The following is a 16,699-nucleotide window of genomic DNA, read 5'->3' on the forward strand; positions in this document are numbered from 1 at the left end:
CTTTTTATCATTTAAGGATTTTAGCAAAAAAACGATGGATTGAACTACTACATTTAACTCAACTAAATAGCATCACTTACGCTTAAAACGAACAATCAACTCGTGCATTTCTTTAGCAGTCGATTCTAGGTCTTTACTCTCTTGATGCACTTTGTCCGCGCTATCTAGGCTGTTGTTTGCAAGCTGTGCAATGTTTACGACTTGCTGATTAATGTCATCAGACACGGCCGCTTGTTGCTCAACCGAAGTTGCAATTTGCATCGACATATCACTAATTTGGATAACCGCTTGGGTGATTTGTTGTAGCATATCGGTGCTTTGATTCAGCTGTTCAATACCGTGAAGCGATTCTTCTTGGCCTTGCTGAGCAATGTCTACTGACGCTTGTGTGCTGCTGGTTAGTTCTTCAATAATTGCATGGATCTCTTTCGTCGACTCTTGTGTGCGCTGTGCTAGATGTCTAACTTCATCAGCAACTACTGCAAAGCCCCTACCTTGCTCACCAGCTCGCGCAGCTTCAATTGCTGCATTTAGTGCTAGCAAATTAGTTTGCTCAGCGATTTGTTCGATAATTTGTGCGGCTGCTGCAATTTTATCAGTTTGTTTAGAGACACCTTCAACAGAATTGCGGATGTCAGCAATGGTATTACTTAAATCACCAAAAGCAATTTTAGTTTTATTAGCGATCTGTTCTGTTTGAGAAGTCAAATCAAGGGAGTTCTGAGCATCTTTAGCACTCAGTTGCACGCTGTTAGAGACATCGTTGATGGTTGTTGTCATTTCATTCATTGCTGTGGCAACAAGCTCAGTCTCAGTTTGCTGCTTTTGTAAATCAGCATAGGTGGCTCGCGCTTCTTTACTCGCCGTATGCGCTCCTTTAGATACGTTTTGCGCCGCATGTTCAACACGCGTAAGAATTGTATCTAGGTGTGCCCTTTCGCTCTTTAAGCGGACTTGGATTGATGCCATAGTACCATCCCAAGTCGAATAAACTTGCTCAGATATCTCATCGCAAAAACTGTGCGCCAACTCAGATTCTAGTCTTCTCAGCTGTTCTTTATCGCGCCAAGTTGCATAGGCTGAATATGCCAGCATATTTGCCATCAACCAAAAAAATCCTGCAGACTCAGAAGCAAAATACCAAAGTGCCAGTGATGAGATGATGTTAAAGACTGGCCAAACCACGCGTAATTTGGGAAGACCGAAACTGCTTCCTTTATTAGTATTTACGTTTGTATAAAGTTGACTTGCCCGTTCAACCGTAGCCCTGTCTGGGCAGCTTCTAACCGACTCATAGCCAATGATTTTGCCATTTTCTGTTATTGGCGTTACATAGGCATCTACCCAGTAGTGATCACCATTTTTACAGCGGTTTTTTACGATCCCCATCCATGGCTTGCCTGTTTTAAGCTGCGTCCACATTGTTTGAAACGCCACAGGTGGCATATCTGGATGTCGTACTATATTATGAGGTTGACCAACTAACTCATCACGAGAAAATCCACTAACATCAACAAACGCTTGATTGCAGTCAATAATATTTCCTTTCAGATCAGTGACGGAGATGAGTTTTACATCGCGAGGAAAGGTTTTTTCTCTTTGGGTTACTGGGTGGTTGGTTCTCATTAGACAAGTCCAAAACTAACAAAAAATTGATTTTCCCTTAAATATTTGCAGAAAAATACGCCCTCAATCCATGAATAGCAATAGAGAAGGGATTAATTAACGATAATTACAACTATAGTGTGAGTTAATTTTAGGCGCAAATTGATTTATGCCAGTTTAGATCGAAATTAGGCTTACTCCCGTATAGCCTTTCTTGTAAAATAACCCTAATAAAATGATAATCTAAGGAGCGTTAAGTGTCTCGCTTTTCAGCCATTACAGATAATCCCCATGAAGGCCGATTTAATTCCAAAACGGGCATTCTTATTACGAATTTAGGTAGCCCGGATGCACCGACGGCTAAGGCACTTAGAGTTTATCTTGCGGAGTTTCTCTCCGATCCCCGTATAGTCGAAATTCCAAGGCTAATTTGGTTAATGATTTTACATGGCATAATTTTACGTGTTCGCCCTAAAAAGTCAGCACATGCCTATCAATCAATTTGGACCGATGAGGGCTCCCCGTTGATAACCATTAGTCGAGCGCAAACTGATAAAATAAAGAAGCAGTTACGCAGTGAAGGTTTTGAAAACATCGAAGTTGAACTCGCCATGCGCTATGGCAACCCGTCAATTGAATCAGGGCTTGAGAAATTAAGAGAAAAAGGCATCACAAGAATTATCATCGTGCCACTATATCCTCAATATTCCAGTGCAACGACAGGCTCAACCTTTGATCAGATCTCAAAGGTGCTAAGAGGTTGGCGCTGGGTACCAGAGCTACATTTTATTAATGGCTATCACAAACATCCGCTCTATGTCGAATCTTTAGCTAATTCCATTAGCGAAGATCTTGAGGCGAATGGGGAGCCGGATAAATTGGTATTTTCATATCATGGTACACCAAAGCTATTTTTAGATAGAGGCGACCCGTATCACTGTTTTTGTCAGCAAACGACTCGCTTAGTCGTTGAAAAACTTAATCTTGATAAAGAAAAAGTAATAACTACCTTTCAAAGTCGTTTTGGTAAAGCAGAATGGTTACAACCTTATACGGACAAAACACTTGAGAGTTTTCCCAGTCAAGGTATTAAAAACGTCGCTATTTTAAGTCCGGCTTTTAGTGCAGACTGCTTAGAAACACTCGAAGAGTTAGAAGTTGAAAACCGAGAGGTATTTGAGTCTGCTGGCGGCGAAAAGTATCGCTATATTCCCGCACTAAACGACCGTGATGATCACATTAAAGCGATCACAGCGCTGATAAAACCACTGCTGTAATAAAGACGCAGAAGCAATCTGCTATTTTTAGGTGTGATATCAAAATATCACACCTTTATTTTTCTAACGCACTTTGTGTTTGTTCAGCAAAAGCGTCTGTTGTGAGTAGCTCAAGACAGGCATCTATTGGTTTTGCGGGACTGTAAAAGAATCCTTGAATGTGATGACAACCGAGCTCTCGTAATTTTTCGAGTTGAGTAAACTGCTCTACCCCTTCGGCTATCACACCAATTCCCAACTTATCACTGAGCTTAATGAGGCAGTCAATCATTACTTGTTTGTTATAATCAGACATCAGGCTGTCGACAAAGCTTTTGTCTATTTTTAGGTAATCCACCTGATTTTCTATCAAGTTACTTAATGATGAATAGCCAGTACAAAAATCATCAAGCGAAACCTTGATCCCATGTTCCCTCAGTTGATTAAGCGTTTTCCAAGTATAGCGATTTGTAGCAAGCGATTCGGTAACTTCAATGGTAATTGCTTCATACGGGATCTTTGCTTTTTCGATGGCACTGGTAATTAACTTCACCTGATTAATACTGGCTTTAAACTCACTAACAGAACGGTTAATAGAGATCCCAACCTCTGTAAAACCAGCTTGGTGGATCTTTGCTAAGTCTTGGCAACTACGCTCAAGTACAAACTGTCCAACTAAATGAATAAGACCAAATTCTTCAGCAATAGGAATGAAAGTACCTGGTGATACCATTCCGTATTCATCATCAAACCAACGTACTAGGGCTTCAAACTTTGTGATGTGGTTGGTATCAGCATTAACGATCGGTTGATAATAAACAGTAAGCGCTCCTTCTTTCAGTGCCTGCTTTAACTTGTCTTTAAGCTTTATTTTATTTAAATAGGCATTTTGAATTGCCGCATTGTGTAAGGCTACCTGTCCGCGCTCGGTCTTTTTCACGCTATTGAGTGCATGCGCTGCGTTTCTGAGTAAGTTAGCCGCGGTGATCCGAGAGCCAGCCTCGAGCTGTGCAATACCTGTAGAACAAGTGACTTCTATAGTAATTTCATTAAATACATAGGGCTGAGAAAGTTTCAGTGAAAGCTTTTGAGCAATTTTAAGCGCGCTCTCTACATCGCTATGAGTGAGCAATAGCGCAAATTCATCACCACCATATCTTGCGATAATGTCATTTTGGCGAACTGCATTTTTTAATCGTTTAGCTACAGAAATAAGTACCTTATCGCCAATCTCTGGACCAAAAACATCGTTCACTTCTTTAAATCTGTCTAAGCCAATGAAAAGCAGTGAACAACTGGTATTGTTACTTCTAGAGCCCGATATTTGTTCTTCCAATCGCTGCATAAAACTGCGGCGATTTAATAATGCTGTTAATGGTTCATGGTTGGCGTAGAAGGTAAGTTGAGATTCGTTCCGCTTCCATTCGGTAATATCTCTAAAAATGCCGACGTAGTTAGCAACTCGACCTTGCTCATCCTTCACCACACTCAGTGTTAATTCCTCAGGATAAATCTGACCGTTCTTGCGACGGTTGTGGATCTCTCCTTTCCAATGGCCAACCGTGCTCAATGATGCCCACATGGCTTCATAGAATGATTTATCTTGCTTACCAGATGATAACACCGCGGGGTCTTGGCCCAATAATTCGTAGCCGGTATAACCCGTTAGCCGCTCAAAAGCACGATTCACCATAATGATTTTATTTTCATTATTGGTGATCATAATGGCTTCTGTAGCATGCTCGAACACAACATTAGTGAGTTCGAGCTGTTTATTTAGCGATGAAATATAGCTAATATCTTGAATAGTCGCAGTGAATACAAATTCATCGCTATGCTGCTCATCAGACTCTACTTGCCCAATAATTCTTAATAACCCATGATTTTCCGTGCGAGCGGCCAATGAAACTTGCAAATCAGTATTGCGAACGGCACCTAACCTCACTTTTTCTAATGCAATCCGCAGCCTTTCACTATCTTCTATCGTGAGTTTATCGAGCAATAATGACAGCGACTGAGAATGAGCTTTTGTCTTAAGTAGATGATTTAGGTGGGGGGAAAAGTAGTGCTTATTTTGTTTAAGTTGCCATGTCCATGTGCATAGGTCCGCTATTTGCTCACCTTTTGCAAGTTGCTTTAGTAAAATACCTTGTTTAGTCAATTCTAAATTGTGGTTAAGCTCCGTTGAGATCAGGTGTCCTAACTCTTGAAACCACAATTTTTCTTCAAAGCTGACTTGTTTTTCTTTATTAAACAAACAGACCATTATTCCTATTGGTTTGTGATCTAAGGCCCTTAACGTTACCCCTAAATACCCCTCTATACTAAGAACACGAAGAATTTCATCTTCTTCATAAAGTTGTTGCAAGCCACTGGTAACACTGCAAACTTCGTTACTTGCTTTAGCATCAAAACACGGCGTCCCTTCTAGGTCATAAATAATATTATCGACTTCTTTACCATCCGCCAGGTACATAACGGTCTTTACGCGCTTATCGTTATCGATAAACTTACCCACAAAACAATGATCCGCATCAAACCGTTCAAACAGCTGTTTCAATGCAAATTGATATCGCTGATTAGTGGATGTTAAATTGTAAAAATGGCTAAACGTTAAATTCATAGAAGTCTGTATGGCTAATTCTCGACCAAGATTTTTGTTTAATAAATAATAATAGCTTATTAAACTACATAGAATATAAATACAGATCAATAAATTTGCTTTTTGAAAAGAAATTGAGTCTAGTAAAAGCAAGATAGCGCCGATTGGCGCTACCTAAGAAGAAAATTTGTTTATCTACAGTTGTGGTTGCACGTCCAAGCCATAACCAAACATCACAGCGAGTACCAACACAGTTGCCGCTGCTACCATGAGTTTAGCCATTAACGGCATACAGAATCTAAACCAATGGGTATATGGGACGCCAGCCATGCCGAGTATCCCCATTAATACTGCATTGGTCGGTACTATCATGTTTGAGAAACCATCACCAAACTGATACGCAAGTACTGCAACTTGCCTTGGTACACCAACTAGGTCACCTACTGGAACCATCAATGGCATGGTAACATAAGCCTGACCAGAGCCCGAAGGTATGAACATATTTAAAAGCGTTTGGATAAGTAACATACCAACAGCTGAAACTTCCGCAGCGACATAAGAAAGTGGTGTTGAAAGACCATGTACAATCGTATGAAGAATTTGACCATCCTCTAGAATTAGTGCAATACCGCGAGCTACACCAATAAGCACTGCAGTAGTAACAAGATCTGAGACTCCTTCGATAAATCGGTTTGCGGCTTCATCAGCTGAAAGTTTACCAAGAATTGAAATAACGATACCCCAGGCGATAAATAAGCCACCTAGTTCGTAGAGATACCATCCTTGAGTCGCAATACCCCAAACCGCACAGACAAGCGTAACAATGAAGGTAAGTAGAATAGTTCTATGACGACCATTAAGCTGCGGATAGCTTGGCGCAGCCTGACCTGCCAGTGGGCAAGGCACGTCTTTCATCATAGAGTGCTCAGGGTTTTGCTGTACCTTTTTTGTATAGCTCCATACATGATGAAAGCCAATCAGTACAAATGGAACAAAAATAGCAAATCTCAACCATATGCCCGAATAGACAGGTACTTCAGCAATTTGCTGAGCAATTAATACCGTAAATGGGTTGAATGCCGAGACACCGTAACCAATACCATAGCCGGCAATGATCATACCAACAGCGGTCATGGCATCCAGCTTCATTGCTTTACAGAGTGCAACTAAAATCAGCACAAACGGGATGTATTCGCCTGCTGTACCAATAGCGCTTGACGCGATTGCAAAACAGAACACTACCATAAAAATGAGTTTTTGTGGTTTATCGCCATTTTTCTCAAGTAAACGACCGATCAACGCATCAACGGTGCCTGTTGCACGTGCGATTGCGAGTACACCACCAACAATCATAACGAAAAAGATTACGTCTTGCGCAGCAGCAAACGCACGAGGAATAGCTTTTAGCAGATCCCAAGGTGTAAGATGAACAGACTCTTCTGCAATATGGTAGGTACCAGCAAGCACAACCTGCCTGCCAGAGTCAGTAGTTGCAGTATCAAAAAAGCCTTGTGGAATAATCCAAGTCGACAGTAATGCAATTAGCATCATACCTAGTAGCAGGACTAGTGTATGAGGAACTTTCAATGTTTTTGCCATGGAAAGTACAGCTCCAAATTTGGTAACGGTAAAATTGCAACGCATCTTACCGATATTCGGAGCAAATTTCACTTTTTAATATCAAATTTCCAATTATGCTACATTGTGATTGGCTAAAACGGCATGTTCAACACGGTTCCTGCCGTTTGCTTTCGCCTGATATAGACTTCTGTCTGCAAGTTTAAGTGCATGATGCAAATCCTCAGAGCACAGCGGCCAGTGAGAGATACCAAGTGAAATCGTAATATGCCCAGCTTCACCAAACTCAGTTTCAGCGGTACATGCACGCAAGCGTTCTGCAATTATGTCTGCTTTATCAATGTCTACATATGGCAAAAACATTAAAAACTCTTCTCCACCGCTACGACATAAGTGATCTTGTTCACGTGCATTAGTGCGCATCAGCTCGGCGAGTTTTCTGATTACTACATCACCAACATCGTGGCCGTAAGTATCATTCACATGTTTGAAGTGATCGATATCGAGCGCAATAATGCTAAACGGAGTTTGCTGCTCATAGGCAGTCTCCAGCCACTTTTCCATTCCTCGTCTATTGAATAAATGAGTAAGCTGATCTTGCTTTCTTTCATCGTCAAAGCGTTGGATCTGTGCTCCTAAGTTCTTAACACTGCTGTGCATTGCCTGATAAAGCCATGCGGCTTCATAATACCATGTAGATACATGTGGAAAATCTATGTTTCTACCATCTTGCACTTGCTCTGATAACTTAGCTAATCGCCATAGGGGCTTTGCTATTAAGGTTCCGAGTCCAAGTACACAAATTAACAAAAGTACAGTAAATGGAATGGTAGTTTTGAGTACGTGCCGCATAGTATTAGAAAGGTGCGACATAGTAACTTCTAACGGACGTTGTGCGACTACGCCCCAACCACTTGTGGGAACCAGAGCATAGCCCGCAAGCATCGCAACGCCTTGGGTATTTATCACTTGTGCTGACCCTGAAACTTTATTAAGCAGAGACCCAACAACTTCATTTTCAGTGACATCTTGTCCTATTCGATGATCGTCGTGATGATAGATTAGTTTGCCGTTTGGTCCAGTAACAAAAATATAGGTCTTGTCCTTATGATGGTGGTTAGCAAGAAGCCGCCCTAAGATATTATCTCCTTTTAGATAAATCCCAGCTGCGATAAAGCCGACAAATTTACCTTCTCTATCAAACATTGGGTGTGTTGGGCTCACCATCAAATTTCCGGCGGGAGAGATAAATGGCCCTACAATGAAAGGTGCCTGTTTACGAAGTGGCGATGTTTCGGCTTCATTTATAAGCGTAGTCCCAACAACACCGAGTGAACTGGGTTGAGCACCGATAATTTCTCCATCGGCGTTGACTAGCACGATTGAATCAAAACTATGAGTTCGAGTAAGCATTTGCTTAAGTTCGTTATCGACCAACTCTGGGTTATCTAGCTCCGAGGCGATAGTTTCGCTTGACGCTTTTAATTGCATCAAAACTGATTGTAAAAAGAGATCAGTAACATCCGCGAGCTTAGTTGCATAAGCGCGATTTGCCTCCAAGGTATCTTTTACCATCACTTGCTTTTGAACTTGGTAGCTTGAGAACAGAGCGTTTAGCAACGAAGTAAATACGCATAATGTGGCAAGAATGAGTATGAGCTTTTTGAGGTCTAACCAATGTTTTGCTTTATTTATTTGTACCACTAAGAATTCTCTTTAATGTACTTCCATGACATTTTAGCTATTCGTTTGAATGAAACAGTTAATCTATATCAAACTTCTGGTCAGACCAATAACGAATAAGAACGTGCACATTCTGTGTGCCGGTATTATAACCACATAGCCAAAAATATTTAGTTTTTTGAACGGATTATTGGTATTGTCTCAGCTATCAGGTGTAAAATAATCTGAACATAAATACAGCGAAGTTCTAATGAAGAAAAAGACTACCAATCCACTAGTTGGCCACTTTACACTTGCTTGCCTTGCGCTCGCGGCGATATGGATGTTCGTATCTGATAAAGATGCATTGCTTGTCCTTAATTCCTTGGTTCTTGTCTATATTGTCTTTGCTTTAGCAAAACGATTAATGAAGGCTTCCAATAAAAAGTAGCGCGCTTTACTGCTTTTGTTCAGAGCCTCGTTATTTATCGGCTCTGAACACAATAAATGGCCTGTTTTACTGCCTAACCAGCTTTAATAGGTTTTCCCCCCTACTATCAAGCTCATTAAGTGGCTTAAGCCCCATAATGTGTGTAAGTGTTGGGTAAACTTCTAAATTGCTAGCTTGTTCTATCGTTACACCCGATTTAAAGGCAGGGCCACTTGCGACAAAAAATGCGGCCATATCAGGTGTCACCTCATACCCATGCGTACCATAATAGCCTTGCTTGCCTTTTTGCATAAAGACAATAGGCGCTTTTGCTTGCAGGATAATGTCACCGATACGAGAAGACTCACCGCCATTTAATTGCAGTTTTCGCTCACGATTTAATACTTTATAACGACCATTCGCTTTTTTACGTAACTGCTGTATAAGCGTCTCTGTTTCAAGGACTTTATCACCTAACGCATAAAGTGACACCCTCGTTCCGCTATTTTTTATCGTCCAATCTTCAGGTATATCTAGCTCTTCGAGGATAACGGCTTTGCTTGGCTCTACGCTTGCCATACCGTGGTCAGAAACAAGTACTAAGTTCACTTTAATTTTGTCCCTTTTCAAAACAGCGACAAAATCTCCAATTAAGCCATCAACAAATTGTACCGCTTCTCTCGTTTTTTCATGATCTGGTCCGTATTCATGACCCATGGTATCCACTAGAGAAAAGTAGCTGGCGACAAACAATGGTTTTTCGCTTTTTGGTAATTTTAGCCAGTTGTGTATTTCATTTAGACGGTTCTTGTAATCGGCTTGTTTTGAATAGTGATAGTAATAGTCAGGCGTCATACCATTGATTCTAGCGTCTGATTCAGGCCAGAAATACGCGGCAGACTTATACCCGTGCATTTTTACAAGATTCCATAACGGAATACCACTTATCCACGAGCTATCCACTTTACCCATTCCCATCTTATAACACTCTTCACGCTTCTTATCACAAAAGTAATTATCGACAATGCCATGATTGATTGGTTTTAAACCCGTAACAATAGATAAGTGATTCGGAAATGTCTTAGTCGGATATTGAGGCCATAGCTTAGTCGCGCGGACGCCCTGCTTCGCAAGATTTGCAATATTCTTTGCATCGTGTTTTTCAATGTAATCCCATCTAAACCCATCAATGGAGATCAATATGGTTGTCGCGCGCTCAGCAAAAGCAGTGCAACTAAAGATAGATAAGGTGAAAAGGAGGATTCTTAACATGTATAAATTCCCGTGTCATGTGAGTACCGCTGCAAAAGTAGGAGGCTGTGCAGCATAATCCGTGTAATTGTGGCCGCATTAAATCACAATGATTTGAAATTTATATTGATTTGCGGTCAGTGGATGGCAATTATAGATATTCGGGGAAGGTTAACTTTCACTATGTTGTAGTTGAGCTTAATTAATGCTTGATCTAAGTCAAAGTGACCTTTATATTAAAGTTTCAATAATTACTGAAAGTTTAGAACAATGAACTTATCACCAAAAATAGAAAATTTTGTACTTCATTGCGGCGAAATGGGAAGCCGTTGGGGTTTCAACAGAACTATAGGACAAATGGTTGGTTTGTTGGTTATTAATGAAAAACCATTAACAGCGAACGAAATCGCCGATGCGTTAAAAATTTCACGCGGTAACGTGAGTATGGGAATAAAAGAATTGCAATCTTGGCAACTAGTTAAGGTGCATCATATTCCCGGCGACCGTAAAGAATACTACTCTCCAAACGGCTCTATTTGGGATCTCGCTAACCGCGTATTTGAAGAGAGAAGAAAAAGGGAAATCGACCCAACACTAACTCTACTTCGTGACCAAATCCTAGATAGCGCCAACTCACCAGAAGAAGTGTATGCACAGCAGCAAATGCAATCCATTCATGACCTACTTGAAACCGTCACTAAGTGGTCAGCGGAACTTCAACGCCTATCACCAGAGCAATTGCAATCGTTGATGAAGCTCGGTTCTTCTGTGAGTAAAGTAATAGATTTAAAGGATAAATTATTACGTAAGTCTTAAAGTGCGAGGTGCGTCATGCTTGATACGTTGTTGTTGTCGCGAATACAATTCGCAGCAAATATTAGTTTTCATATTCTCTTTCCCACGATAACCATCGCGTTAGCTTGGTTTCTAGCGTTTTTTAAACTCAAGTATGACCTAACCGAACACCCGGTTTGGTTAAGAGCTTATCGCTTTTGGGTCAAAATTTTTGCATTGACCTTTGCACTTGGTGTCGTAAGCGGCATTACTATGTCGTTTCAGTTTGGTACAAACTGGCCCGGCTTTATGGAGAAAGTCGGCAATATTGCAGGTCCCTTGCTCGGTTATGAAGTATTGACCGCATTTTTTATGGAAGCAACATTTTTAGGGATCATGTTGTTTGGCATGAAGCGCGTACCACCTAAAATACATACTTTAGCCACCTTTATCGTCGCCATAGGTACAACGCTTTCCGCATTTTGGATCCTGTCTTTGAATAGTTGGATGCAAACCCCGACGGGCTTTGAACTTAGAGACGGTATCGTATATCCCACGGACTGGTTTGAAGTTATTTTCAATCCTTCATTCGGTTATCGCTTCTTCCATATGCTACTAGCTAGTGCACTGACGGCTTCATTTTTGATAGCTGGTGTCAGTGCGTATCGGATGCTGAAAAACGACGAAAAACATGCCCCCAAAAAGGCGCTAACCGTTGCGTTAACAGTTGCGGCCCTGCTTACTCCATTGCAGGCTTTCGTTGGCGATTTGCATGGCCTAAATACGCTAAAACATCAACCACAAAAAATTGCAGCAATGGAAGGGGTTTGGGAAACAGAGAAAGGTGCACCACTACTATTATTCGCAATTCCGAATGAGGAAGAAAGACGCAACGACTTTGCGCTCGGTATTCCTAACATGGCAAGTTTTATTCTTACCCACGACGTTAACGGTGAAATTAAAGGGCTTAATGAATTTAAAGGTGAACACCCACCTGTTAAGCCCGTCTTTTTCGGTTTTAGAATCATGGTTGGGATGGGCATGCTGATGATCTTAGTTGCGTTTGTCACTCGTTTTACATTATGGAAAAAGGGCGAGTTACCGAAGTGGCAACTGAAAACGCTTGTTGCGATGACTTTCTCAGGCTGGGTGGCTACCCTCGCAGGCTGGTATGTCACAGAAATTGGCCGCCAACCTTATATCGTCAGTAGTATCTTAAGAGTTGAAGATGCAGTCACAACAATTGCCTCAGAAAACGTCTTATTTACACTCATTGGCTATCTGACGATATACGCAATCTTACTGTACGCTTATATTCGCACTTTGTTCCACACTGCTAGCAAGTCTGTAGAAGTGGAAGAATACGACATGAAGGAATTTGCTGAGGAGGTGACTCGTGTTTAATCCGGAATATCTATCTCTCATCTATGCAGGTTTAATGGCACTCGCAGTGCTTGTTTATGCAATATTAGATGGTTACGACCTTGGCGTTGGCATGATGATCCCGCTGGACGATAAAGAAACCGCAGACACTATGATAGCCTCTATCGGTCCATTTTGGGATGCTAATGAAACGTGGTTAGTTTTAGCTGTAGGCCTCGCATTTATCGCATTTCCTCAAGCCCATAGTATGATCTTGCAGGCGCTCTACATTCCTGTTGTGTTTTTACTCTTTGGCTTAATTATGCGTGGTGTCGCTTTTGATTTCAGAGCAAAAGCGAGAGTTAAACGCCAAAGGCGCTGGGACAAAGTATTTAAATTTGGGTCACTACTCACATCATTTGCGCAAGGGTATATGCTGGGGCTTTATGTTATAGGCTTTGAAAATACCCCTCTAGCCCATGCATTTGCGGTCTTTAGTGGAATTGGCGTTGTCTGCGCGTATGGCTTGATTGGTTCTGCATGGCTAATTATGAAGTGTGAAGGGCAATTGCAGCAAGATGCGATTAGCTGGTGCAAAAAATTTGCGAGAGTAGCCTTTGTTGGGGTGTTGCTCGTTTCTATCATCAACCCAGCGATTAATGAGTGGATCTATGAGCGTTGGTTTGACCTCCCGATGGCCTTAGTCGTATTACCAGCCCCGATTATTTGCTTGTCGCTCTTTGTAATTTTAGAACTTGTGTTACAGAAACTACCAAAGTCGCCGGATAATGGTGCTTGGTTACCGTTCCTGATTTCAGCATTTATCTTTGTGCTTTGCTTCTTCGGCTTAGTTTATAGCTTTTACCCATTCGTAGTGCCAGGCAAGCTAACCATCTTCGAAGCGGTCGCTGACGCATCGGCTCTTACTTTCTTATTATATGGCGTAGTCATTGTGGTGCCGACCTTAATTGCATATACACTATTTTCGTACCGAGTCTTTTGGGGCAAGGTTCAACCTTTGTCCTACTATTGACACTTGCATACATTAGCCCAACCAAAAGGCAGCGAGTTGGACGCTGCCTTTTTTATTGCTTTATGAATACTACTCGTCTTTGCTATATGTCTTTTTTGTTTACTGCAAATCTAATGCCTGCGAAGCAAGCTTTATCATCCAATAAATAGGCATAAAAAAGCCCGCTATTCGAGCGGGCTAAGTCTGACTTTGTGGCTAAATCTTTGGGTAACCTATTCTGTCAGATAAATATCCAACGCTTGAGGCAAAGTAATAAGATCTATTCCAATTCATTAAAGCCTTGTAATTGTCATAAGCCAAGTACATCCGGCCATTGGCGTCATCTGGCATCACTAAAGCGGCTGTGATATTCACTTTTGGCAAGTCAGTTCCATCCATCCTACGAAGACCAAGCGCTTGCCACTCCTGCAATGAACGCTCTGATTTACTCCACTCTTTTAACCATTCGCTGTGCGTTTTAGTACCACGCTTTAAAATGTAGCTATTGTCAAAACCTTCAGGTAGCTTAACTTGGCGACCCCAAGTGAGATCGTCGTTCCAGCCCACACTTTTCAGGTAATTGGCTATTGACGCAAAAGCATCTTCTTGTGTCGTCCAAATGTCCTTACGACCATCTTTATTATAATCGACAGCATAAGACGTAAATGAAGTTGGCATAAACTGAGTTTGACCCATTGCTCCTGCCCACGATCCTTTGAAATCATCCAGACCGATGTGACCATCTCTTAAAATATCCAGCGCAGCCCACAACTGTCTTTTATACAAAGCTTCTCGACGACCATCAAAAGCAAGCGTCACTAACGCACTAATGACTGGATAGCCGCCTTGAATACGACCAAAGTTGCTTTCAAGGCCCCATAGGGCAACAATAAACCGTGCCTGTACGCCATATTCTTTTGCTATTTTTTCTAAAGATTCTTGGTGTTCTTTGTAGAGTTTGCGAGCCTGTTGGATTTTCCATTCAGGGACGCGCTTGGGTAAATAAGTTTCTAGTGTTTCGACAATTTCTGGCTGGGATTTATCAGCCTTAATCACCTTTTCCTTAAATACTGCTGTTGCAAAAGCCTCATCAACTAATTGTTGTGTATAGCCCTTGTCAATCGCTTCTTGTTTTAAGTTTTTGAGGTATTCATCAAACTTCGCTTGAGTATTAGCAAAGACTGATGTGGACAAGCAAACTGAGGCTACTAGTAGGGAAATTTTTTTTATCACGAATCTGTTACTCCGTTTTGCTCTCTAAATTCATCAAGCAAGCTTTCTGTATGCGGTGGAAGTTGCAAGTAAAACCCATCGTCAGTTAATTTTTGCTTAACCGTTTCAAGATCAGCAATTCCCAATTTTGTTCTTCTCGCAAGGTCAATGATCATGACATAGGTAGGAGTGCCGAAAGTTTCCATTAACGGTGCAGGGACATTGGAAAAATCATCTCTTTTAGTTACAAAAAGATAGGTATCCGCTTTTTTTGGACTTTTGTATATGGCAGTGAGCATTATAAGCCTATAAATTCTTGCTAATCATGGGCGGTCACTATACCATGCTATTAGTAAGTTGTGGAAAGTTTTACTAACCGCTAAAGTCAGCTAGATAAGGCTTTAGCGGCGGTTGTAACAGAAATTTGAGTACATATGGCAAATCAAACATTCGAACTAAAAGGAAATCTATTTACACTCTCTGTGCTGCAGTTGTTTTCTTTAGATCTGACCAAGTTAAGGCAAGATCTTGATAGCAAAATTTCGCAAGCGCCTAAATTTTTTCAAGGTGCACCAATTGTCGTTAATTTAGCTGATGTTCAGGAGCAAACTGTAGAATTCAAAGAGTTAAAGCAAACACTGGTCGATTTACAGCTCAATCCAGTGGGTGTGTGTAGCGGTACTCAAAGTCAGCACGACTTAGCCAAAGAAGCCGGGTTTTCTGTACTAAACTATTCAAGGGATGTGCAACCGAGTACCCCATCACAATCTCAAGCAGCAGAAGTAGTAGAAAAACAAGTTTATCTTCCTGCTCAAATTGTGAACGGAACGGTACGTAGTGGTCAGCAAATTTATGCTAAAGACCGTGATCTGATCGTGCTAGGTGCTGTAAGTCATGGTGCAGAAGTTATCGCCGATGGTAACGTGCACATTTACGGTACTTTACGTGGTCGTGCAATCGCAGGTGCGCAAGGCCAAGAAGACACGAGTATATTCTGTCAGCGCTTAGAAGCTGAGCTGGTGTCTATAAACGGGAGTTATTGGATCAGTGATTCGCTGCAAGGTGAACACTGGGGTCAAGCTGCTCAAATAACACAACAAGACGAATCATTAAAAATTACAGCTTTGGTCAAAGGATAAATCAGATGGCAAAAATTATTGTCGTAACTTCAGGTAAAGGCGGTGTTGGTAAAACAACGTCAAGTGCAGCAATTGGTACTGGCTTAGCGCTAAAGGGTTATAAAACAGCCATTGTCGATTTTGATATTGGTCTTAGAAATCTCGACTTAATCATGGGATGCGAGCGTCGCGTTGTTTATGATTTTGTCAACGTTATCAACGGTGAAGCAAATTTAAATCAAGCATTGATTAAAGATAAGCGCGTCGAAAAACTTTATATTCTTCCGGCTTCTCAGACTCGTGATAAAGACGCCCTCACTCGAGAAGGGGTTGAGCGCGTGTTAAATGAGATGAAAGAAGAATTTGATTTCATCATTTGTGATTCCCCTGCAGGAATTGAGGCAGGTGCAATGATGGCATTGTACTTCGCAGATGAAGCCGTGGTAGCAACTAACCCTGAAGTTTCATCCGTTCGTGACTCAGACCGTATTTTAGGTATTCTACAAAGCAAGTCGAAGCGCGCTGAAATGGGCCTAGAGCCGGTTAAGGAACACCTATTGCTTACACGTTATAACCCAGAGCGTGTAGATAGCGGTGAAATGTTGTCGGTAGACGATGTTAAAGAAATTCTAGCGATTGACTTACTAGGTGTAATACCTGAATCAAAAGCAGTACTTAATGCATCTAACTCAGGTCAACCGGTTATCTTAGACCAAGAGTCAGATGCAGGCCAAGCATATAGCGATGCAATTAACCGCTTATTAGGTGAAGTCGTTGATTTCCGTTTCTTACAAGTTGAGAAGAAAGGTATCTTCAAACGGATCTTTGGAGGGTAAG

13 protein-coding genes are annotated in these 16,699 nt (G+C 41.4%); 6 read left to right on the forward strand and 7 right to left on the reverse strand.

All coding sequences use genetic code 11. The features are described 5' to 3' along the window. Positions 1–72: 72 nt before the first annotated feature. Complete coding sequence (locus DS891_RS06375; RefSeq protein ID WP_174169224.1) at positions 73–1,626, reverse strand: PAS domain-containing methyl-accepting chemotaxis protein; 1,554 nt, start codon at positions 1,624–1,626, stop codon at positions 73–75. 236 nt (positions 1,627–1,862) lie between these two features. On the opposite strand from DS891_RS06375, the gene hemH reads away from it, so the two are divergent. Then, positions 1,863–2,882, forward strand: coding sequence for a ferrochelatase (hemH, locus tag DS891_RS06380; RefSeq protein WP_174169225.1), 1,020 nt, complete (start codon positions 1,863–1,865; stop codon positions 2,880–2,882). A gap of 55 nt (positions 2,883–2,937) precedes the next feature. Here hemH and DS891_RS06385 read toward each other — a convergent pair whose 3' ends face one another. The 4 genes from DS891_RS06385 to DS891_RS06400 form a co-directional block, all read right to left on the reverse strand. Further along, complete coding sequence (locus tag DS891_RS06385; protein WP_174169226.1) at positions 2,938–5,484, reverse strand: bifunctional diguanylate cyclase/phosphodiesterase; 2,547 nt, start codon at positions 5,482–5,484, stop codon at positions 2,938–2,940. Positions 5,485–5,658: 174 nt separating this feature from the next. Continuing rightward, positions 5,659–7,062: a YfcC family protein gene (locus DS891_RS06390; RefSeq protein WP_102058047.1), complete on the reverse strand. Its 1,404-nt coding sequence runs from the start codon at positions 7,060–7,062 to the stop codon at positions 5,659–5,661. A 93-nt stretch (positions 7,063–7,155) separates the two neighbouring features. Beyond that, on the reverse strand, positions 7,156–8,745 hold the full coding sequence (locus DS891_RS06395) for a sensor domain-containing diguanylate cyclase (protein ID WP_102058046.1): 1,590 nt from the start codon (positions 8,743–8,745) through the stop codon (positions 7,156–7,158). Between the two features lie 475 nt (positions 8,746–9,220). Then, positions 9,221–10,405: an ectonucleotide pyrophosphatase/phosphodiesterase gene (locus DS891_RS06400; RefSeq protein WP_010605405.1), complete on the reverse strand. Its 1,185-nt coding sequence runs from the start codon at positions 10,403–10,405 to the stop codon at positions 9,221–9,223. Positions 10,406–10,654: 249 nt separating this feature from the next. Here DS891_RS06400 and DS891_RS06405 point away from each other — a divergent pair, with 249 nt between their 5' ends. Genes DS891_RS06405 through DS891_RS06415 form a run of 3 tightly spaced genes read left to right on the forward strand, consistent with a single transcriptional unit; the run spans position 10,655 to position 13,553 of the window. After that, complete coding sequence (locus tag DS891_RS06405) at positions 10,655–11,200, forward strand: GbsR/MarR family transcriptional regulator (protein WP_010605404.1); 546 nt, start codon at positions 10,655–10,657, stop codon at positions 11,198–11,200. Positions 11,201–11,215: 15 nt separating this feature from the next. After that, on the forward strand, positions 11,216–12,562 hold the full coding sequence (locus DS891_RS06410; RefSeq protein WP_174169227.1) for a cytochrome ubiquinol oxidase subunit I: 1,347 nt from the start codon (positions 11,216–11,218) through the stop codon (positions 12,560–12,562). Further along, positions 12,555–13,553 carry a cytochrome d ubiquinol oxidase subunit II gene (locus tag DS891_RS06415; protein ID WP_010372949.1) on the forward strand — a complete coding sequence of 333 codons (999 nt, stop codon included), beginning with the start codon at positions 12,555–12,557 and terminating at the stop codon, positions 13,551–13,553. Before DS891_RS06410 ends, DS891_RS06415 begins: the two co-directional genes overlap by 8 nt. 195 nt (positions 13,554–13,748) lie before the next feature. Here the strand turns inward: DS891_RS06415 and DS891_RS06420 are convergent, their stop codons facing one another. Together DS891_RS06420 and DS891_RS06425 are read right to left on the reverse strand one after the other, a co-directional pair. Further along, entirely contained in the window at positions 13,749–14,765 is a 1,017-nt protein-coding gene (locus tag DS891_RS06420) for a lytic transglycosylase domain-containing protein (RefSeq protein ID WP_010605402.1), read from the reverse strand. After that, positions 14,762–15,043 carry a YcgL domain-containing protein gene (locus DS891_RS06425; RefSeq protein WP_174169228.1) on the reverse strand — a complete coding sequence of 94 codons (282 nt, stop codon included), beginning with the start codon at positions 15,041–15,043 and terminating at the stop codon, positions 14,762–14,764. The genes DS891_RS06420 and DS891_RS06425 overlap by 4 nt, the downstream gene beginning before the upstream one ends. A 135-nt stretch (positions 15,044–15,178) precedes the next feature. Here DS891_RS06425 and minC point away from each other — a divergent pair, with 135 nt between their 5' ends. Both minC and minD read left to right on the forward strand, forming a co-directional pair. After that, positions 15,179–15,883 carry a septum site-determining protein MinC gene (gene minC / locus DS891_RS06430; protein ID WP_010372958.1) on the forward strand — a complete coding sequence of 235 codons (705 nt, stop codon included), beginning with the start codon at positions 15,179–15,181 and terminating at the stop codon, positions 15,881–15,883. 5 nt (positions 15,884–15,888) lie between these two features. Further along, positions 15,889–16,698 carry a septum site-determining protein MinD gene (gene minD, locus DS891_RS06435; RefSeq protein WP_010372960.1) on the forward strand — a complete coding sequence of 270 codons (810 nt, stop codon included), beginning with the start codon at positions 15,889–15,891 and terminating at the stop codon, positions 16,696–16,698. Position 16,699: the final 1 nt, after the last annotated feature.

The sequence above is a fragment of the Pseudoalteromonas sp. JC28 genome (genome assembly GCF_013319255.1).
Taxonomy (GTDB): domain Bacteria; phylum Pseudomonadota; class Gammaproteobacteria; order Enterobacterales; family Alteromonadaceae; genus Pseudoalteromonas.

Bases quoted from the DNA above. Each gene is read 5' to 3' on its own strand.
- DS891_RS06405 (WP_010605404.1), top strand. From the start codon at position 10,655: ATGAACTTATCACCAAAAATAGAAAATTTTGTACTTCATTGCGGCGAA.
- DS891_RS06385 (WP_174169226.1), bottom strand. From the start codon at position 5,484: ATGAATTTAACGTTTAGCCATTTTTACAATTTAACATCCACTAATCAG.
- DS891_RS06390 (WP_102058047.1), bottom strand. From the start codon at position 7,062: ATGGCAAAAACATTGAAAGTTCCTCATACACTAGTCCTGCTACTAGGT.
- DS891_RS06400 (WP_010605405.1), bottom strand. From the start codon at position 10,405: ATGTTAAGAATCCTCCTTTTCACCTTATCTATCTTTAGTTGCACTGCT.
- minC (WP_010372958.1), top strand. From the start codon at position 15,179: ATGGCAAATCAAACATTCGAACTAAAAGGAAATCTATTTACACTCTCT.
- DS891_RS06410 (WP_174169227.1), top strand. From the start codon at position 11,216: ATGCTTGATACGTTGTTGTTGTCGCGAATACAATTCGCAGCAAATATT.
- DS891_RS06375 (WP_174169224.1), bottom strand. From the start codon at position 1,626: ATGAGAACCAACCACCCAGTAACCCAAAGAGAAAAAACCTTTCCTCGC.
- minD (WP_010372960.1), top strand. From the start codon at position 15,889: ATGGCAAAAATTATTGTCGTAACTTCAGGTAAAGGCGGTGTTGGTAAA.
- DS891_RS06425 (WP_174169228.1), bottom strand. From the start codon at position 15,043: ATGCTCACTGCCATATACAAAAGTCCAAAAAAAGCGGATACCTATCTT.